We start from the raw sequence: 18,061 nt of genomic DNA, 5'->3' as shown, positions 1-18,061 counted from the left end.
GTGTGATATGACCGCTACCCGCAAAGCCTACCGTGCCGCCATCCTGCACAGCATCGCCGACCCGGCCGAGGTAGGCCTGGACGCTTCCCATGAATACTTCGAGGACGGCCTGCTGGTGATCGACGACGGCCGCATCAGCGCTGTCGGCCATGCCAGCGAGCTGCTGCCGAGCCTGGCGGCCGACATCGAAGTGATGCATTACCAGGACGCACTGATCACCCCGGGCTTCATCGATACCCACATCCATTTCCCGCAGACTGGCATGATCGGCTCCTACGGCGAACAGCTGCTGGACTGGCTCAACACCTACACCTTCCCATGCGAGAAGCAGTTCGCCGACAAGGATCACGCCGACAAGGTCGCGAAAATTTTCCTCAAGGAGTTGCTGCGCAACGGCACCACCACTGCCCTGGTGTTCGGCAGCGTGCACCCGCAATCGGTCAACGCCCTGTTCGAGGAAGCCGAGCGCCTCGACCTGCGCATGATCGCCGGCAAAGTGATGATGGACCGCAACGCCCCGGACTACCTCACCGACACTGCCGAGTCCAGCTATACCGAAAGCAAGCAGCTCATCGAACGCTGGCATGGCAAGGGCCGCCTGCATTACGCGGTGACCCCGCGCTTCGCTCCAACCAGCACACCGCAGCAACTGGCCCTGGCCGGCCAATTGCTCAAGGAGCACCCCGGGTTGTACATGCACACCCACCTGTCGGAAAACCTCAAGGAAATCGATTGGGTGAAGGAGCTGTTCCCGGAGCAGAAGGGTTACCTGGACGTCTATGACCACTTCGAGCTGCTCAGCGAGCGCTCGGTATTCGCCCACGGCGTGCACCTGTGCGACAGTGAATGCCAACGCCTGGCCGAAACCGGTTCGGCCGTGGCGTTCTGCCCCACTTCCAACCTGTTCCTGGGCAGTGGCCTTTTCAACTTGCCCCAGGCCGAGCGCTTCAAGGTCAACGTGGGTTTGGGCACCGACGTTGGCGCCGGTACCAGCTTCTCGCTGCTCAACACCCTGAACGAAGCCTACAAAGTGATGCAACTGCAAGGCGCGCGTCTGCACCCTTACAAGTCGCTGTACCTGGCAACCCTTGGCGGCGCCCGTGCGTTGCGCCTGGATGACCGCATCGGCAGCCTGCGCCCAGGCAACGATGCCGACTTCGTGGTGCTCGACTACAAGGCCACACCGCTGCTGGACTACCGCATTCAGCAGTCTGCCAGCATCGAAGAAACCCTGTTCGTGCTGACTACTTTGGGCGACGACCGTACCGTGCGCGAAACTTACGCGGCAGGGCGCTGCGTGCATCAGCGCTAAGGCACCTGCGTAAGGTGGGGTAATATGGCTTTTCGGAAATAAGCGGCGAAGCGTCGATGGCTGTGGGGGCACTCCCACACAGCCATCACGTGGGCCGAACGATCAACCCTTGACGGAAACCTTGGGCTTTTTGAGCAAGTGCGAGAACACGGCGTGCAGATCGTCCGAGGCGCTTTCGTCGTCCAGGTTCAGCTTGCTATCGATATGATCCATGTGGTGCATCATCAGGCTCACGGCCTGCTCGGCATCGCGCGCCTCGATGGCGTCGATCAACTGCATGTGCTCGTCATAGGAGCAATGCGAGCGAGTGCCGCTTTCATACTGGGCGATGATCAGCGAGGTTTGCGAAACCAGGCTGCGCTGAAAGCTGACCAGTGGGGCGTTGCCTGCGGCCTCAGCCAGTTTCAGGTGAAATTCGCCAGACAGACGAATACCGGCTCCACGGTCACCACGAGAGAAGCTGTCACGCTCCTCACGCACCATCTGGCGCAGTTCGTTGAGCTGCTCCACGGTAGCATGCTGCACCGCCAGCTCGGTGATGGCGCGCTCCACCATGCGGCGGGAGAAAAATACCTGACGCGCCTCTTCGACCGTTGGGCTGGCCACCACCGCGCCGCGGTTCGGCCGTAACAGTACGACACTTTCATGGGCTAGGCGCGACAAGGCACGGCGAATGATGGTGCGGCTGACGCCGAAGATCTCACCCAGCGCTTCCTCGCTCAACTTGGTGCCCGGCGCCAATCGCTGCTCGAGGATCGCCTCGAAAATGTGCGCGTAGACGATGTCATCCTGGGTACCACTGCGGCCGGCCTTGCCAGTACGCGCAGGTTTTTTCAGAGGTTGCAGCTGTTCGTTCATGGGCTCTCGAAGCACGAAGAGAAAGTATGACGCCATTGTACACAGGCTGAGGCGATTGAGCAGGGGCGTTTAAGCCATATAGCCGTTATACGCCGCATTGCGCGCACAAAAGATAAAACATTATTTGCATTCTTTGTACACAAAAGCATAATCCATCGAGCAACTTCTTGACCCGTAAGTCAACTAAGCGCGTCAGACGTCTGCCTTCCCTCGAGGAGCCACCAAGTGCATTGCTCAGGACCGGCTCCCACAACAACAAGAAAGACTTGAGGAGTACCGCTGTGGAAAGCCGCAAATCCGAAGCACCTACGCTGGATCTCGCGCCACCACTCGAAACGAGTTGGCTGGAACGGATTTTCAAACTCAAGCAACATGGCAGCACCGTCAAAACCGAAATGATCGCCGGGGTGACCACCTTCATCACCATGGCGTATATCATCTTCGTCAACCCAAACATCATGGCCGACGCTGGCATCGACCATGGTGCAGCCTTCGTGGCCACCTGCATCGCCGCAGCCCTGGGCTGCCTGCTGATGGGCCTGTATGCCAACTGGCCGGTCGGCCTGGCGCCGGGCATGGGGCTCAATGCTTTCTTCACCTATACCGTGGTCGGCACCATGGGCTACAACTGGGAAACAGCGCTGGGGGCGGTGTTCGTCTCGGGCGTGCTGTTCATGTTCCTGACCTTGTCGAAAGTGCGTGAATGGTTGCTCAACAGCATTCCGGTCAGCCTGCGCCATGCCATGGGGGCCGGCGTCGGATTGTTTCTCGGGCTGATCGGCCTGAAGACCGCCGGCATCATCGTCGACAGCCCAGCCACTTTGATCAAGCTGGGGTCGCTGCACGAGCCTGGGCCACTGCTGGCGGCGGTGTGCTTCCTGCTTATAGCCATTCTCAGCTACAAGCGTGTATTCGGCGCGATCCTGATCAGCATCATCGGTGTCACCCTGGCCGGCTGGGGGCTGGGCCTGGTCAAGTTCAACGGTGTGATGTCGATGCCACCAAGCCTTGCACCCACCTGGATGGCCATGGACGTAGCCGGTGTGTTCAACGTCAGCATGATCAGCGTGGTGCTGGCGTTTCTGTTCGTGCACATGTTCGACACCGCCGGCACGTTGATGGGCGTGGCCCAGCGGGCCAACCTGGTGGCGCCGGACGGGCGTATCGAGAACTTGTCGAAGGCGTTGAAGGCTGACAGTGCTTCAAGCGTGTTCGGTGCTGTGGTGGGTGTGCCACCGGTCACCAGCTATGTGGAAAGTGCCGCAGGGGTCGCGGCAGGTGGTCGCACTGGCCTTACCGCCGTAGTCGTCGGCATCCTGTTCATCGCCGCGATGTTCTTCGCCCCCCTGGCGGGCATGATTCCCGCCTATGCCACTGCCGGCGCACTGATCTATGTGGCGATGCTGATGATGGGCAGCATGGCACACATCCATTGGGACGAAGCCACCGACAGCATTCCGGCGATCGTCACGGTGATCATGATGCCGCTGACCTTCTCGGTCGCCGATGGCATTGCTCTGGGCTTCATCAGCTATGTGGCGTTGAAGGCGGGGACCGGCAAGTACAAGGAAATTTCGGCCAGCCTGTGGGTGTTGTGCGCGATCTTCATTGCCAAGTTTGTGTTTCTCTGACCACAGCTGCATCAGCCAAAGGCGCCACGGCGCCTCTGGCTGTTTTCAGAGCATCTAAAGCGAGCCCCACAGACTGATATTTTTGTCAGGTGCCAGCAGCAGTGGTGTCTGATACAAATCGTGCAGACCTCGTCAGCGTTATCACCGGAGGCTAATCAATGCGCGATACGGCCTTCCCTACCTGCTCCTATACGCCTTATGGCTACAGCCAGCCGCGCAAAAGCCAGCTGGGGTTCAACGGTGAGTATCAAGAGGCGCTGACCGGTGTTTATCAGTTAGGCAACGGATACCGAACCTACAGCCCATCGCTCATGAGGTTCCATAGCCCAGACGCCCTGAGCCCTTTCGGCGAAGGAGGGGCCAATCCCTATGGTTTCTGCCTGTGTGACCCGATAAACCTGACAGACCCTTCTGGTCGGGCCCCCGCTCTTATCGCGCAAGTCAAAGGCTGGTTCAAGCCAGGCAAAAAGCTCGTAGCCGACACGTGGGACCTCACTGAAAAATCCCTATTCCCACGTCGTTCGCAGTCCGAGCAAGGCTTTATCGAAGGAAGATACGTGATCAATGAATACGTCAAGAAACTCTCTTCAGGCACACCCTTCATAGATAAGCTGGCCGCCGTGAACAACAACCTGGCAAGCCATGGTGATGGTTCCTTGAGTCGCGATCACGCAGATGCCTACGTCAGGATTGCACAACGCACTAAAAGCGGGAGTATTTCCAACACTTCAGCCCATGTGCTTGCTAGCCAGGAATGGATGAAAGAGCAAGGGCCAACGCGCGTGGTCGGTACCTTTTTCAATCTGGGAGGAGCCTTGGGTGCCGGCGTTGAAGATCACGTATTGATGAAGACGGGTAAGTCACTGCACGTCACGGGAAATGGAATTCGCAATGGCATCGATCTCTAGACGAAAAAAAGCCCGCCAGTGTGAGAGCGGGCTAAAGGACCTACGAAGATTCTTCTAGCGACCAACTAGCTTCCACGATAGGTCGAATAGCTGTAAGGCGAGATCAGCAATGGCACGTGGTAGTGCTCTTGCTGCTCGTCGATGCCAAAACGCAGCACTACAACATCCAGAAACGCCTGGGCCGGCAGTTGCACGCCGCGGGCGCGGTAGTAATCACCTGCGCTGAACTGCAACTGATATACCCCTGTGCGGTAGTCATCACCTTGCAGCAACGGCGAGTCGACGCGGCCATCGCTATTGGTCAACGCAGTATTCACCAGCTCCAGCTGCTGGCCTTCGACGCGGTACAGCTCGACCTTGATCGAGCTGCCTGGGCAGCCATGCGCGGCATCCAGTACGTGAGTGGTCAAACGTCCCATCTGCTTGTCGCCTCTTGTTCAATCTATGGGCAAAAAATACACAGCTGACGCCCCAATTCAGGGCTTGCGATGTGCGGGAATGACGCCATTAAGACATTTCAGCGTGAGATTGTACACAATTTTTTGAATCCCTTTACTGCGCCGCCGGCACACCAGCGGCTAGACCCAGATATAGACGCCGTGCAGCGTCTCGGGTCAATTATTGACCAATTAGGCAGGTTTCTTGCAGGCCTATTTGTAACCCAGCCTCAAGCGACAAAAGGGGAGAAATGCGGAAAAACAGGCTTACAAATGATTTCAGAAGTTGTATACAATCATCCCATCTGGTGGTGCGACATCCCGACGCGGCTCGCCCACCCCGCACCAACACACAAGAAGGAAGACTGCAGTGAGCGCTGACTATCCTCGCGACCTGATCGGTTACGGCAACACTCCCCCTCACCCGCACTGGCCGGGCAACGCTCGCATCGCGCTGTCTTTCGTTCTGAACTATGAAGAAGGCGGTGAACGCAACATATTGCACGGCGACAAAGAGTCCGAAGCCTTCCTTTCCGAAATGGTCGCCGCCCAGCCGCTGCAGGGCGCGCGCAACATGAGCATGGAGTCGCTGTACGAGTATGGCAGCCGCGCTGGCGTATGGCGCCTGCTCAAGCTGTTCAAGGACAGCGGCGTACCGCTGACCATCTTCGCCGTGGCCATGGCCGCCCAGCGCCACCCCGACGTGATCCGCGCCATGGTCGAAGCCGGCCACGAGATCTGCAGCCACGGCTACCGCTGGATCGACTACCAGTACATGGACGAAGCGCAGGAACGCGAGCACATGCTCGAAGCCATCCGCATTCTCACCGAACTCACGGGCGAGCGCCCACTGGGCTGGTACACCGGCCGCACCGGGCCGAATACCCGCCGCCTGGTGATGGAAGAAGGTGGTTTTCTGTATGACAGCGACACCTATGACGACGACCTGCCCTACTGGGAGCCGAACAACCCTACCGGCAAACCGCACCTGGTGATCCCTTACACCCTGGACACCAACGACATGCGCTTCACCCAAGTCCAGGGCTTCAACTGCGGCGAGCAGTTCTACCAGTACCTCAAGGACGCTTTCGACGTGCTCTACGCCGAGGGTGCCGAGGCCCCGAAAATGTTATCCATCGGCCTGCACTGCCGCCTGGTCGGCCGCCCGGCGCGCCTGGCTGCGCTCAAGCGCTTCGTCGATTACGCCAAAAGCCATGACCAGGTCTGGTTCGCCCGTCGTGTGGACATCGCTCGCCACTGGCACGCCACCCACCCGTACAAGAAAGAGAACGCCTGATGACCGCTTTCAACACACTCAAGCCTTCCACCCTGGACCGTGATGCCTTCGTCAAGGCATTCGCCGACATCTACGAGCACTCGCCGTGGGTTGCCGAAAAGGCTTACGACCTGGGCCAACTGGGTGAGCTGGACGAGATCGAGGTACTGCACCAGCGCATGAGCGATATCCTGCTGAGCGCCAACCACGCTGACCAACTGGCGCTGATCAACGCTCACCCGGACCTGGCCGGTAAAGCCGCCGTGCAAGGCCAATTGACCGAGTCGAGCACCAATGAGCAGGCAGGCGCGGGCATCCACCAATGCACCCCTGAAGAATTCGCCCGTTTCACCGAACTCAATGACGCCTACAAAGCCAAGTTCCAGTTCCCGTTCATCATGGCGGTCAAAGGCAGCAACCGGCATCAGATCCTCGCCTCTTTCGAAAAGCGCATTCACAACGATGCCGAGGCCGAATTCAAGGAAGCCCTGGCGCAGATAAACCTGATTGCACTGTTCCGCCTGCTGCAACTGTAAACCGCAGCCGAACCCCATTTAGAAAAACGCACAAGAGAAGAGATAACCCATGCGCACCCTGATGATCGAGCCCCTGAGCAAAGAAGCATTCGCCCCTTTCGGTGACGTGATCGAAACCGATGGCAGCGACCACTTCATGATCAACAACGGCTCGACCATGCGTTTTCACAAGCTCGCCACGGTCGAGACCGCCGAGCCTGAAGACAAGGCGATCATCAGCATCTTCCGCGCCGACGCGCTGGACATGCCGCTGACCGTGCGCATGCTGGAACGCCATCCGCTGGGCAGCCAGGCTTTCATCCCGCTGCTCGGCAACCCCTTTCTGATCGTGGTCGCGCCCGTTGGCGATGCACCTGTATCAGGCTTGGTCCGTGCCTTCCGTAGTAATGGCAGGCAGGGCGTTAATTACCATCGCGGCGTCTGGCACCACCCGGTGCTGACGATCGAAAAGCGGGATGATTTCCTGGTGGTTGATCGCAGCGGTTCTGGCAACAACTGCGATGAGCATTACTTCACCGAGGAACAGATGCTGATCCTCAATCCCCACCAATAAGAAAAGGTCGATCATCCTTCACGGTGATCGGCAGAGGTACATACTGTGGAAGCACACCTTCACGAATGGCTGAACCTGAGCATTCGCTGGGTTCACATGATCACCGGTGTCGCCTGGATCGGTGCATCGTTCTACTTCGTCTGGCTTGAGAACCACCTGAACCGAAGCAACCCGCGCGATGGGTTGTCGGGTGATCTCTGGGCGATTCACGGCGGAGGTATCTACCACCTGGAGAAATACAAGCTCGCGCCCCCGAAAATGCCCGAGAACCTGCACTGGTTCAAATGGGAAGCCTATTTCACCTGGATGTCCGGTATCGCCCTGCTGTGCGTAGTGTTCTACTGGAACCCGACCCTGTACCTGCTGGCCCCTGGCAGCACCCTCAGTGGCGCCGAAGGCGTGGCGATCGGTATCGGTTCGCTGGTGGCCGGTTGGTTCATCTACGACTTCCTTTGCGATTCGCCGCTGGGTAAAAAGCCTGCCCTGCTCGGTGCCGTGCTGTTCGTGCTGATCATTGCCGCCTGCTGGGGCTTCAGCCTGGTGTTCAGCGGCCGTGGCGCCTACCTGCATACCGGCGCGATCATCGGCACCATCATGGTCGGCAACGTATTCCGCATCATCATGCCGGCCCAGCGCCAGCTGGTAGCGGCGATCGAAAACAACCAGACGCCTGACCCGGTTCTGCCGGCCAAGGGCCTGTTGCGCTCGCGCCACAACAACTATTTCACCTTGCCGGTGCTGTTCATCATGATCAGCAACCACTTCCCGAGCACCTACGGTAGCCAGTACAACTGGCTGATCCTGGCGGGTATTGCAGTAGCCGCGGTTCTGATCCGCCACTACTTCAACACCCGCCATGACAGCAACAAGTACGCCTGGACCCTGCCCGTGGGTGCACTGGCGATGATCTGCCTTGCCTACGTCACCGGTCCCAAGCCGATGGCGGTGAGCCCTGAACAGGCAGCGGCGAAGATCGAGTATCAGCCATTACCTGCGACCGCCGTTGGTGGCAAGACCGCCGCCGAGCTGCGCGCCGAGGAAGCTGCCAAGGCCGCCCAAGCGCCTGCCGCGCCTGCCGAGGCACCCGCCCAGGCGAGCGCCCAGGCAGCCGGTGGCGACTTTGACAAGATCCATAAAGTCATCCAGGAACGCTGCAGCGTGTGCCACTCGTCGAAACCGACCAGCCCGTTGTTCAGCGCAGCACCTGCCGGCGTGATGTTCGACACCCCGCAGCAGATCCAGGCCCAGGCCGCGCGCATTCAAGCGCAAGCGGTCGCAAGCCAGATCATGCCGCTGGGCAACATCACCCAGATGACTGCCGAAGAGCGCAAGCTCGTCGGTGACTGGATCGCCAAGGGCGCGCAAGTCAACTGATCCACCGGGCTGCGCTCCACAGAACGGACGCACCCGCGAAGAGGCCGGCGACGCCGGCCTTGGTTTCACGTCACACGCAACAAGCAAGCATCGAGCGCTCGACTGCACGCGCGAACCCTGGCCGCTGACATGGGGCCTGGCGCCTGCGACTGACGCTTGGATCCGAGAATAAAAACAAAACTCGAGGTGCTGCATGTCCGAGTCACGCAAGGCGTACATTCCCGTTGCGCCGCCGCGACAGCCCCTGCCCCTGTTCCAATTGATTCTGGTTGGCCTGCAACACGTGCTTCTGATGTACGGGGGTGCGATTGCCGTACCGCTGATCATCGGCCAGGCCGCTGGCTTGTCACGTGAAGAAGTCGCTTTCCTGATCAACGCCGATCTGCTGGTCGCCGGTGTCGCTACCATCATCCAGTCGTTCGGTATCGGCCCGGTCGGCATCCGCATGCCGGTGATGATGGGCGCCAGCTTCGCCGCCGTTGGCAGCATGGTGGCCATGGCCGGGATGCCGGGTGTAGGCCTGCAAGGGATCTTCGGCGCGACCATCGCTGCCGGGTTCTTCGGTATGCTGATCGCACCCTTCATGTCGAAGGTAGTACGTTTCTTCCCGCCGCTTGTCACCGGTACGGTGATCACCTCCATTGGCTTGTCGCTGTTCCCCGTGGCGGTCAACTGGGCCGGTGGCGGCCAAAGCGCATCGACCTTCGGCTCGCCGATCTACCTACTGGTTGCCGGCCTGGTGCTGGCGGTCATTTTGTTGATCAACCGCTTCATGCGCGGCTTCTGGGTCAACGTTTCAGTGCTGGTGGGAATGGGCCTGGGCTACATCCTGGCTGGCTCCATCGGCATGGTCGACCTGTCGGGCCTGAGCATTACGCCGTGGCTGCAAGTGGTGACGCCACTGCACTTTGGCATGCCGACCTTCAGCTTGGCACCGATTCTGTCGATGTGTCTGGTGGTGGTGATCATCTTCGTCGAGTCCACGGGCATGTTCCTGGCTCTGGGCAAGGTGACCGATCGTGAAGTAACCCCAGCAATGCTGCGCCGTGGGCTGTTGTGCGATGCCGGCGCGTCGTTCATCGCCGGTTTCTTCAACACCTTCACCCATTCCTCGTTCGCCCAGAACATCGGCCTGGTGCAAATGACGGGTGTGCGCTGCCGGTACGTCACGGTCATGGCAGGCGCCCTGCTGATCGTGCTCAGCCTGCTACCCAAGGCCGCCTACCTGATCGCCTCGATCCCGCCTGCGGTGCTGGGCGGCGCGTCCATCGCCATGTTCGGCATGGTCACCGCCACTGGTATCAAGATCCTGCAGGAAGCCGACATCGGCGACCGTCGCAACCAGTTGCTGGTGGCGGTGAGCATCGGCTTTGGGTTGATCCCAGTGGTCAGGCCGGAGTTCTTCGCCCAGATGCCGCAGTGGATGGAACCGATCACCCACAGCGGTATCGCCATGGCCACGGTCAGTGCGCTGGTACTGAACGTGCTGTTCAACATCCTGGGTGGTGCAGAGCGCGCCGTGCATAACGACGCCTGCCACCAACATTGAGCCAATCGGGGGCGGCGTCATCTGCCGCCCCATGCTCCACTTGGGCAGTAACCGCTTCACCGTCGGCCCGCCGGAATGGGCCGCTCGGGGCGCCCGTGCGCCAAAAAAACCGCTAACAAAAACAATAAGTCCGGGAATCACAACATGAAGCGCATCACCTCGTCCCTGCTACTGGGTAGCAGCTTGCTGGCCGCCCTCCCCGCCCACGCAGGCCAATGGTTGTTGTGGCATGGCGAAAGCCTGACCTACTTGTACGGCAAGGACTTCAAGGTCAACCCTGATATCCAGCAGACCATCACCTTCGAACACGCTAACAAGTGGAAGTACGGCGACACCTTCCTGTTTGTCGACAAGATCTTCTACAACGGCAAAGCCGACCCTGGCAAAGGCGTGACCACCTATTACGGTGAATTCAGCCCGCGCCTGTCATTGGGCAAGATCCTCGACCAGAAACTTGCCTTCGGCCCGGTCAAGGACGTCTTGCTGGCCATGACTTACGAGCGAGGTGAAGGCGACAACGAGGCCTACCTGATCGGCCCCGGCTTCGACCTGGACATCCCCGGCTTCAACTACTTCACCCTGAACTTCTACGTGCGCAACACCGAAGGCAGCCGCCCGGGCGACAATGTCTGGCAGATAACCCCTGGCTGGTCGTACACCATCCCCGTAGGCAAATCCGACGTGCTGATCGACGGCTACATGGACTGGGTGCCAGACAACGACCAGAACAAACGCGGCACCTACCACGCCAACCTGCACTTCAACCCACAGGTCAAATACGACCTCGGCAAGGCCCTGAACCTGGGGGCCAAACAGCTATATGTGGGCTTCGAATACAGCTACTGGAAAGACAAGTACGGCATCGACAGCTGCGGCAACCTACAGAGCAACCAGAGTGTTGCCAGCGCGCTGATCAAGGTACATTTCTGAAAACCTGATCGAACGCCCAGGTTTGAATCACAGTGCGCCAGGACGGAGCACTTGAGACGCGGCGCGCAAGCCAGTAATCTGCGCGCCCCCTCGATTGAGGCAGGATGGATTCTGCCTGCGTTTACTGACCGCTCAGTCAATGAATTCGGGCGGTTGGCCGACGTGTTGCCAGCCTGAAATACCCATTTTCATCCGTTCAGAACGAGTCGAGCAGGAAGACAGCGGCTAACCCCGAAAAGTTGGCGCAGCTCTTGCCAATCAAGTGTGGCCAATCGAAAAAAGCTGACTCAAAAGACAAAAAGCGCCTCTCGAGCGCTGACAATAACCAATCAAGGGAGCGACACTCGCAATGCGTACCATCAATAGCCTGATTCTCGCGGGCGGCCTGCTGGCCTGCGGCACTTCTTTTGCCGGCGACCTGCTGCAGTGGCAGAACAACAGCCTGACCTACCTGTGGGGCAAGAACTTCAAGGTCAACCCGGAGACTCAGCAAACCTTCACCTTCGAACATGCTGATGGCTGGAAGTACGGCGACAACTTCTTCTTCGTCGACAAAATCTTCTATCAGGGTAAAAAAGACGCTAACAACGGCCCCAACACGTACTACGGTGAATTCAGCCCGCGCCTGTCGTTCAACAAGATCTTCGACCAGAAGCTTGAGTTCGGCCCGGTCAAGGACGTGCTGCTGGCCATGACCTACGAGTTCGGTGAAGGGGACACCGAGTCTTATCTGATCGGCCCGGGCTTCGACCTGGCCATCCCAGGCTTCGACTACTTCCAGCTGAACTTCTACAACCGCACTACCGACGGTAGCCGCGCCGGTGACAATGTCTGGCAGATCACCCCGGTATGGTCCTACACCATTCCTGTGGGCGACTCCGATGTATTGATCGATGGTTTCATGGACTGGGTGGTGGACAACGACGAGAACCGTCGCGGCACCTACCATGCCAACCTGCACTTCAACCCGCAGATCAAGTACGACCTGGGCAAGGCTTTGCACCTGGGCGAGAAACAACTGTACGTGGGCGTCGAGTACGACTACTGGAAGAACAAGTACGGTATCAAGGACAGCGATGGCTTCACTACCGATCAGAACACCATGAGCTTCCTGGTCAAAGTGCACTTCTAATTCTGCTGAATATGACAGCGCCGCCGTTTGGCGGCGCTTTCATAGCCATAATCTGCTGCGGGCTTCATTCTCGAGGCGCCTGATAGGCCGTGCAGCGTCGCAATCGCGGCTCAAGGCGGGCCTAAGTTGCAGAGCTTCGGCGAACCCAGGAAAACCCGCTGACCACCACCGCCGCTACAAAGCCAGCCACTGCCCCAATCACACCAAACAACGCGTATTTCACGACTGGCCCCCAACCTGCACTCGCTGCTACCACACCCTCAACGGCGTGTTCGAGCGGCAGTATGCCTTCAGCCACGAAGGTGCCGCCGACCAGAAACATCGCTACCGTACCGATCCAGGAAAGCGCCTTCATCAAAAATGGCGCAGCCGCTACCAATACCTGGCCGAACTTTCTGACTGCCCTGCCCCATCCACCCCGAGCCTTGGATTTAGACAGTGCGAAGCCGGCGTCATCCAGGCGAACAATGCCCGCAACCAGGCCATACACGCCCACGGTCATGATTACCGCAATTAGCACAAGGGTCAGAATCTGCTGATACAAAGGGGCCTGCGCAACGACATTGAGCGTGATGACGATGATCTCGGCACTCAAGATGAAGTCAGTCTTGATGGCACCTTTGATCTTGCGTTTTTCGTAGTCAGCCAGCGCCTCGGGGCTTTTGGGCGTGGCCTGCTTACCCTGTTCCGACGAACCGTGCCCCTTGCGTGAAAACTTGTCCTTGATCGCTTCGTAGCCTTCGTAGCAAAGGTAAATGCCGCCTGCCATCAATAGCCATTTGACCGCTGCTGGTAGTACTGCACTGAGCACAAGGGCACAAGGCACCAGAATCGCCTTGTTCCTGAGCGACCCTTTGAACACTGCCCAAACGACAGGGAGTTCACGGTCTGCCTTCATGCCTGTCACTTGCTCGGCATTCACAGCCAGGTCATCACTGAGCACGCTGGCAGACTTCTTCGCCGCGACCTTGCTCATCAACGAGATGTCGTCCAACAGCGCCGCGATATCATCCAATAAAGCAAAAAAGCTGCTGCCAGCCATAACATCCAATCCTCGGTAAAAGCGCGCATCCTACTCGCTTGAAGCACCCGGCTCACCCAGCGCTCACAAGAACCGTACTCGCGAGACAAAGACTTCATAAGGACCTGCTGTGGGCAAAACAGTTCATGTCCCACAGCTAGGGCTACCGCATCCCTTGCTGCGCGCCACAGCGCAGCGGTCGGGAGACTGAAGCACCTTGCCCAGATGCACATCCAATGCAGAGCACGGCCCACCCAGGCCACCGCCAACCAGCCCAGGCCGCTTACCGTTGAGCGGCCCGCACCGCGCCGCGCGCCACCACTAACTCGCCGGACGCTACTGGCGTCACCGTGCAAGCGTCCCATAGTGGGGCAATAGTATGAGCCTGGGCTGTCAGCAAAGCCGCCTTCCAGTAGCCCTTGAGCTTGACCGCTCCCCCACCGACTGCCAGGCGCGAGGGGTTGAGCATGTTTATCACGCTCGCGATTCCAAGACCCAGCGCCTGGCCTCCAGCCTTAACCGTCAACATTACAGAAGGATCGTCTGCATTAGCCAACCGTGCAAAAGCTTCGCCGTCGATGCCATGCAGACCGGCCATCGCCCCCCCGCCGGCTATCTCATCCAGTCGCTTGACTGCCCCATCTATGTACAGTGGCAGGTAACCGAGCTCGCCTGCCCAGCCATTGGCACCTTCCAATTGCCGCCCCTGAGCAATGAATGCGGCACCTATGGCAGTGCCGGCCATGATGACGCCACCGGTGAAATCGTCGCAGGCATCGTGCATCTCCTCCAAGAGAGCCGCTTTGACATCGTTGATCACAGCTACCTGACACCCAAGGGCCTTGAGCGAAGTTGCTGGGTGCCACCCCGTCAAGCCGGGCAACACGTCGCAAGACACGACCCGCCCATCGCAGGCGACTAGGCCAGGTACGGCAATACCAAGGCGAGTCGGGCGCAGGTTCAGTTCTTCGGCGAAGGCGCAAAGCTGGGCGGCAAAATCTTCGGGTGTGTAGTTCAGGCCCGTTGTAAAACGTCGCGAATACCCATCACATACAAGGGACAATTTAGTCCCGCCCAAATCTGCGCCAATGATGATCTCAGGTGCTTCGCACGCACTGCTCATTGCACTACCTCTTGATTAACGACCACCGCTTCAAGCGCTGAGGCGGTGGAAACTGCCAGAATCATCGGCACTGGGTTCAGTACTCAGGCATCAATCACTGCTCACTGTCGCGGCAAGTTCACCCAACTCATCACTCACTATGCGAACCAGGCCTTTACCACTGAAAGCTCGATGCTGCAGGCCGCTGAGATGGTCTGCAAGATACTCGAAGGAGACGACATTGAAATGGTCAGGCTCCCACTCACCACGCCCCAATAAGGTGAGGATCTCATTGCCCGCATCGACAAGGTCTCGCCAGGTGCGGTCATCACCGTATGCATGGGCTGCCCCCAGAGCAACTTCGTGTATCGATATCGTTCGAGTGAACGGTGGTAACGGCGATACATCCAGACGATCCTGAACACAGACCAAGTGGCCATTGGCTCTAAGGGCGGGGACAAGGCTAGCCGCGTGCTCAGCGCTCACCGTATCAATGACCGCGTCGAATACCGCCGGCCCTGACCACGGCTCAGTCAGAGGGCCTGCCATGCGCTCGATCACGCCCAGATCGGCCAGCCTTTTCCAATGCCTGGGGTGGCTGAGCGAGGTGACCTTCAACCCTCGCCGCACAGCTAGTTGAATCAGATGATTGGCAACCGAACCACCAGCCCCGCTCACCAACAATGTGCGACATGCCGACGGCAGCTTTTCTAAAGCCAGCCAAGCGGTCAGTGATGGGCAGGGGAAACTGGCAGCCTGCTCCCAACTGACGCCTGCGGGAACATGAAGTAATGCCCTGGCATTGACGGGGGTATATTGCGCAAAACTACCGTGACGACCAAGGCTTTGATGGTAAGCGACACGCTGCCCGACCCAGGATGCGGGGACATTATCACCGGTAGCCACCACAACACCCGCACCATCGACACCTGGTACGTGCCCTGGCTGCCAATTGACCAGGCTGCCACCCAAGACTTTCCAATCAACGGGGTTGAGCCCGATCACGATATTGCGGATAAGCACGTCGTCCGCTTGTAGCTTCGGCATCGGCAATTCAGTGAGCTGCAGTTGCGCTGGGTCCGCACTGCCTTGCCAGGTAAACGCGCGATAGGACGGTGGCAGGGTCATGCTTGATAAGCTCCTGCAGAATAAGTGAGTTCATAGCTGTGGCTGTAGATTTCCAGAATATTGCCGAATGGGTCTTCCATATAGACCATGCGATACGGCTTCTCGCCTGGGAAATACTCACGAACCGGCATCCGCTGCTTACCGCCAGCGGCGACGATCTTGGCGGCTAGGCCTTCGACATCTGGATCTTGCACGCAGAAGTGAAAGACACCGGTTTTCCAGTACTCAAAGTTGTTTTCTTGACGTTCGGCATTGCGGAATTCGAATATTTCGACTCCGATACGGTCCCCCGTCGAGAGGTGAGCGATTCGGAACGAGCCCCACCCGGGACCGAATACGTCGGTGCACATCACACCAATTGCACTTTCGTCCTCAGTGATGGTGGTCGGTGGCATGATCAGATACCACCCCAGTACCTCTGTATAGAATTTGACGGCGCCGTCGAGGTCGGTGACCGACAGGCCGATGTGAGAGAAGTTGCGTGGATAAACGGACATGATGGCGAACCTCCAGAAGAGTTGGCACTACCCTATCCATCGCCATCTATAATGAAAACCATGATCAGGTTATGGTTACGATAAGACTTCATGATGGTTAATCCGCAGTGGCTCCGGTCCTTCGCAGTGCTTGCCGAACGTGGAAATTTCACTCGCACGGCTGAGCAGCTGAATCTCACCCAAGCTGCAGTGAGTCAGCATATACGTAACCTGGAGCATCAGTACGGTACTTTGCTCATCCGCCACCACCGGCATGTGGAGCTGACACCTGCTGGAACTGCCTTGTTGGAATACTTCAGAGAAGTGGAACGCGCTAGCCGCGCGCTTGATGCTCGCCTCAATGCTGACCAACTAGAGGTTGGTGACATCAGCTTAGTTACACCAGGCAGCATAGGGCTGGCCCTGTATCCGCTGCTGCTGGATTATCAACAAGCCCATCCAGGCCTCATTATCCGCCATAGGTTTGCCCCGGACTCAGAGGTGCTGGAGGCAGTACTGAGCAATCGCTTCGAGATGGGGATTGTGACGTTCAAGCCGCAAGACGAGAGGATCGAATCCCAGACCTTCACCGAGGAGCCCCTGGAGCTGATACTGCCAGCTGCACATCCCTATGCAGGCTTCGAAACCTTGTTGGAGCTGGGCTTTGTCGACCACCCAGACGGAGTCGGGATGGCAACACGCTTACTTAGCCGACGGTATCCAGACACACCAGGGATGCGAGCGATCCAGGCAAAGGGCTTTAGCAATCAGGTAGGCCTGATCCTGGAGCCGGTATCACGAGGCTTGGGTTTCACCGTGCTACCAAGGTTCGCCAGGCTCGCCTTCCACCAACAGGATAAATTGCAGGTCGTTGAATGTGGTAACCCTGTGGTGGATACGCTCTGGCTGATCTACAGGTCAGAGTGGCCTTTGTCTTCCAGGGCCAGGCGGGTTATTGAACGGATGCAGGAGCGTCTGAATGCAAACCATCGTTGAGTACTGCCGGGCAACTGTGGCCTCAGTCGAAACCAAGCCAGGCACCCTGGACGGATCAGCTAGCGATTACGCGCTGCCCTAAGGCGCCAAGGCCCCTGCCTTGAGCCCCCGTCGGGCGCGGTGCTACCATGCCCGATCCCTCTTCGAGGCGGCCAGACACGAGGAAGATCCCTGACCATGAGCACCATTCGCGAGCGCAACAAGGAGCTGATCCTGCGCGCAGCCAGTGAAGAATTCGCCGACAAGGGCTTCGCCGCCACCAAAACCAGCGATATCGCCGCCAAGGCGGGGCTGCCCAAGCCGAACGTGTATTACTACTTCAAATCCAAGGACAACCTCTACCGCGAGGTTCTGGAAAGCATCATCGCGCCGATCATGCAGGCATCCACGCCGTTCAACGCCGACGGCGACCCCAAAGAGGTGTTGAGTGCTTACATTCGCTCCAAGATCCGCATCTCGCGGGATCTGCCCCATGCCTCGAAGGTATTTGCCAGCGAGATCATGCATGGCGCGCCGCACCTGTCGCCCAACCAGGTGGAACAACTGAACGAGCAGGCGCGGCACAATATCGAGTGCATTCAGGGCTGGATCGATCGTGGGCAAATCGCGCATGTCGATGCCCACCACCTGATGTTCAGTATTTGGGCCGCGACCCAGACCTACGCCGATTTCGACTGGCAAATTTCGGCAGTGACCGGCAAAGCCAAGCTGGCCGATAGCGACTATGACGCTGCGGCCGACACCATCATCCGCATGGTGCTCAAAGGGTGTGAGCCAGAAGCAGCCTGACAGCCAGCGCAGGCCGCTTCGCGGGTAAACCCGCTCCCACCGGCTCCCCACAG

Annotated in this window: 18 protein-coding genes; 12 read left to right on the top strand and 6 right to left on the bottom strand. The window is 58.7% G+C overall.

Annotation, left to right across the window (positions count from 1 at the left end; all coding sequences use genetic code 11):
* Positions 1 to 7: 7 nt before the first annotated feature.
* Positions 8 to 1,312 carry a guanine deaminase gene (gene guaD, locus J5M56_RS16670; protein ID WP_207937331.1) on the top strand — a complete coding sequence of 435 codons (1,305 nt, stop codon included), beginning with the start codon at positions 8 to 10 and terminating at the stop codon, positions 1,310 to 1,312.
* A gap of 102 nt (positions 1,313 to 1,414) precedes the next feature.
* Here guaD and J5M56_RS16665 read toward each other — a convergent pair whose 3' ends face one another.
* Positions 1,415 to 2,170, bottom strand: coding sequence for a GntR family transcriptional regulator (locus J5M56_RS16665; protein ID WP_060476850.1), 756 nt, complete (start codon positions 2,168 to 2,170; stop codon positions 1,415 to 1,417).
* 311 nt (positions 2,171 to 2,481) lie between these two features.
* Between J5M56_RS16665 and J5M56_RS16660 the strand changes: the two genes are divergently transcribed.
* Together J5M56_RS16660 and J5M56_RS16655 are read left to right on the top strand one after the other, a co-directional pair.
* On the top strand, positions 2,482 to 3,801 hold the full coding sequence (locus tag J5M56_RS16660; RefSeq protein WP_225915547.1) for an NCS2 family permease: 1,320 nt from the start codon (positions 2,482 to 2,484) through the stop codon (positions 3,799 to 3,801).
* A gap of 158 nt (positions 3,802 to 3,959) precedes the next feature.
* Positions 3,960 to 4,709 carry an RHS repeat-associated core domain-containing protein gene (locus J5M56_RS16655; RefSeq protein WP_207937330.1) on the top strand — a complete coding sequence of 250 codons (750 nt, stop codon included), beginning with the start codon at positions 3,960 to 3,962 and terminating at the stop codon, positions 4,707 to 4,709.
* A gap of 65 nt (positions 4,710 to 4,774) precedes the next feature.
* Here J5M56_RS16655 and uraH read toward each other — a convergent pair whose 3' ends face one another.
* On the bottom strand, positions 4,775 to 5,128 hold the full coding sequence (gene uraH / locus J5M56_RS16650; protein WP_060476852.1) for a hydroxyisourate hydrolase: 354 nt from the start codon (positions 5,126 to 5,128) through the stop codon (positions 4,775 to 4,777).
* Between the two features lie 388 nt (positions 5,129 to 5,516).
* Between uraH and puuE the strand changes: the two genes are divergently transcribed.
* The 7 genes from puuE (at position 5,517) to J5M56_RS16615 (ending at position 12,496) form a co-directional block, all read left to right on the top strand.
* Complete coding sequence (gene puuE / locus J5M56_RS16645) at positions 5,517 to 6,443, top strand: allantoinase PuuE (RefSeq protein WP_060476853.1); 927 nt, start codon at positions 5,517 to 5,519, stop codon at positions 6,441 to 6,443.
* Positions 6,443 to 6,958, top strand: a complete 516-nt coding sequence (gene uraD, locus J5M56_RS16640) for a 2-oxo-4-hydroxy-4-carboxy-5-ureidoimidazoline decarboxylase (RefSeq protein WP_186478468.1) — start codon at positions 6,443 to 6,445, stop codon at positions 6,956 to 6,958. The genes puuE and uraD overlap by 1 nt, the downstream gene beginning before the upstream one ends.
* 49 nt (positions 6,959 to 7,007) lie before the next feature.
* The gene (locus J5M56_RS16635) at positions 7,008 to 7,511 is read left to right on the top strand and encodes an ureidoglycolate lyase (RefSeq protein WP_056801462.1); all 504 of its coding nucleotides are present in this window, start codon (positions 7,008 to 7,010) and stop codon (positions 7,509 to 7,511) included.
* A 45-nt stretch (positions 7,512 to 7,556) separates the two neighbouring features.
* On the top strand, positions 7,557 to 8,885 hold the full coding sequence (locus tag J5M56_RS16630; protein ID WP_186478469.1) for a urate hydroxylase PuuD: 1,329 nt from the start codon (positions 7,557 to 7,559) through the stop codon (positions 8,883 to 8,885).
* A 193-nt stretch (positions 8,886 to 9,078) separates the two neighbouring features.
* On the top strand, positions 9,079 to 10,434 hold the full coding sequence (locus tag J5M56_RS16625; protein ID WP_207937329.1) for a nucleobase:cation symporter-2 family protein: 1,356 nt from the start codon (positions 9,079 to 9,081) through the stop codon (positions 10,432 to 10,434).
* Positions 10,435 to 10,578: 144 nt separating this feature from the next.
* Complete coding sequence (locus J5M56_RS16620; RefSeq protein WP_207937328.1) at positions 10,579 to 11,364, top strand: outer membrane protein OmpK; 786 nt, start codon at positions 10,579 to 10,581, stop codon at positions 11,362 to 11,364.
* Between the two features lie 349 nt (positions 11,365 to 11,713).
* On the top strand, positions 11,714 to 12,496 hold the full coding sequence (locus tag J5M56_RS16615; protein WP_060476858.1) for an outer membrane protein OmpK: 783 nt from the start codon (positions 11,714 to 11,716) through the stop codon (positions 12,494 to 12,496).
* A gap of 121 nt (positions 12,497 to 12,617) precedes the next feature.
* Here J5M56_RS16615 and J5M56_RS16610 read toward each other — a convergent pair whose 3' ends face one another.
* From J5M56_RS16610 to J5M56_RS16595, 4 genes are all read right to left on the bottom strand, one after another.
* Positions 12,618 to 13,538: a DUF808 domain-containing protein gene (locus J5M56_RS16610; protein ID WP_060476859.1), complete on the bottom strand. Its 921-nt coding sequence runs from the start codon at positions 13,536 to 13,538 to the stop codon at positions 12,618 to 12,620.
* A 262-nt stretch (positions 13,539 to 13,800) separates the two neighbouring features.
* The gene (locus tag J5M56_RS16605; protein ID WP_207937327.1) at positions 13,801 to 14,640 is read right to left on the bottom strand and encodes an ROK family protein; all 840 of its coding nucleotides are present in this window, start codon (positions 14,638 to 14,640) and stop codon (positions 13,801 to 13,803) included.
* A gap of 90 nt (positions 14,641 to 14,730) precedes the next feature.
* Positions 14,731 to 15,747, bottom strand: coding sequence for a zinc-binding dehydrogenase (locus tag J5M56_RS16600; protein ID WP_207937326.1), 1,017 nt, complete (start codon positions 15,745 to 15,747; stop codon positions 14,731 to 14,733).
* Positions 15,744 to 16,247 carry a lactoylglutathione lyase family protein gene (locus tag J5M56_RS16595; protein WP_060476862.1) on the bottom strand — a complete coding sequence of 168 codons (504 nt, stop codon included), beginning with the start codon at positions 16,245 to 16,247 and terminating at the stop codon, positions 15,744 to 15,746. The genes J5M56_RS16600 and J5M56_RS16595 overlap by 4 nt, the downstream gene beginning before the upstream one ends.
* Before the next feature lie 87 nt (positions 16,248 to 16,334).
* Here J5M56_RS16595 and J5M56_RS16590 point away from each other — a divergent pair, with 87 nt between their 5' ends.
* Positions 16,335 to 17,219 carry a LysR family transcriptional regulator gene (locus J5M56_RS16590; protein ID WP_207937325.1) on the top strand — a complete coding sequence of 295 codons (885 nt, stop codon included), beginning with the start codon at positions 16,335 to 16,337 and terminating at the stop codon, positions 17,217 to 17,219.
* Positions 17,220 to 17,396: 177 nt separating this feature from the next.
* On the top strand, positions 17,397 to 18,008 hold the full coding sequence (locus J5M56_RS16585) for a TetR/AcrR family transcriptional regulator (protein ID WP_186478474.1): 612 nt from the start codon (positions 17,397 to 17,399) through the stop codon (positions 18,006 to 18,008).
* The last annotated feature ends 53 nt before the right edge of the window (positions 18,009 to 18,061 follow it).

The organism is Pseudomonas sp. 51_B (assembly GCF_017491595.1).
Taxonomy (GTDB): Bacteria; Pseudomonadota; Gammaproteobacteria; order Pseudomonadales; family Pseudomonadaceae; genus Aquipseudomonas; species Aquipseudomonas promysalinigenes.
The sequence above is the reverse complement of the archived record's forward strand: the minus strand, read 5'-3'. Positions and strand labels throughout refer to the sequence as shown.

Bases quoted from the DNA above. Each gene is read 5' to 3' on its own strand.
- J5M56_RS16600 (WP_207937326.1), bottom strand. From the start codon at position 15,747: ATGACCCTGCCACCGTCCTATCGCGCGTTTACCTGGCAAGGCAGTGCG.
- J5M56_RS16655 (WP_207937330.1), top strand. From the start codon at position 3,960: ATGCGCGATACGGCCTTCCCTACCTGCTCCTATACGCCTTATGGCTAC.
- J5M56_RS16625 (WP_207937329.1), top strand. From the start codon at position 9,079: ATGTCCGAGTCACGCAAGGCGTACATTCCCGTTGCGCCGCCGCGACAG.
- J5M56_RS16605 (WP_207937327.1), bottom strand. From the start codon at position 14,640: ATGAGCAGTGCGTGCGAAGCACCTGAGATCATCATTGGCGCAGATTTG.
- J5M56_RS16620 (WP_207937328.1), top strand. From the start codon at position 10,579: ATGAAGCGCATCACCTCGTCCCTGCTACTGGGTAGCAGCTTGCTGGCC.
- guaD (WP_207937331.1), top strand. From the start codon at position 8: ATGACCGCTACCCGCAAAGCCTACCGTGCCGCCATCCTGCACAGCATC.
- J5M56_RS16585 (WP_186478474.1), top strand. From the start codon at position 17,397: ATGAGCACCATTCGCGAGCGCAACAAGGAGCTGATCCTGCGCGCAGCC.
- J5M56_RS16665 (WP_060476850.1), bottom strand. From the start codon at position 2,170: ATGAACGAACAGCTGCAACCTCTGAAAAAACCTGCGCGTACTGGCAAG.
- J5M56_RS16610 (WP_060476859.1), bottom strand. From the start codon at position 13,538: ATGGCTGGCAGCAGCTTTTTTGCTTTATTGGATGATATCGCGGCGCTG.
- J5M56_RS16635 (WP_056801462.1), top strand. From the start codon at position 7,008: ATGCGCACCCTGATGATCGAGCCCCTGAGCAAAGAAGCATTCGCCCCT.
- J5M56_RS16615 (WP_060476858.1), top strand. From the start codon at position 11,714: ATGCGTACCATCAATAGCCTGATTCTCGCGGGCGGCCTGCTGGCCTGC.
- uraD (WP_186478468.1), top strand. From the start codon at position 6,443: ATGACCGCTTTCAACACACTCAAGCCTTCCACCCTGGACCGTGATGCC.
- J5M56_RS16590 (WP_207937325.1), top strand. From the start codon at position 16,335: ATGATGGTTAATCCGCAGTGGCTCCGGTCCTTCGCAGTGCTTGCCGAA.
- uraH (WP_060476852.1), bottom strand. From the start codon at position 5,128: ATGGGACGTTTGACCACTCACGTACTGGATGCCGCGCATGGCTGCCCA.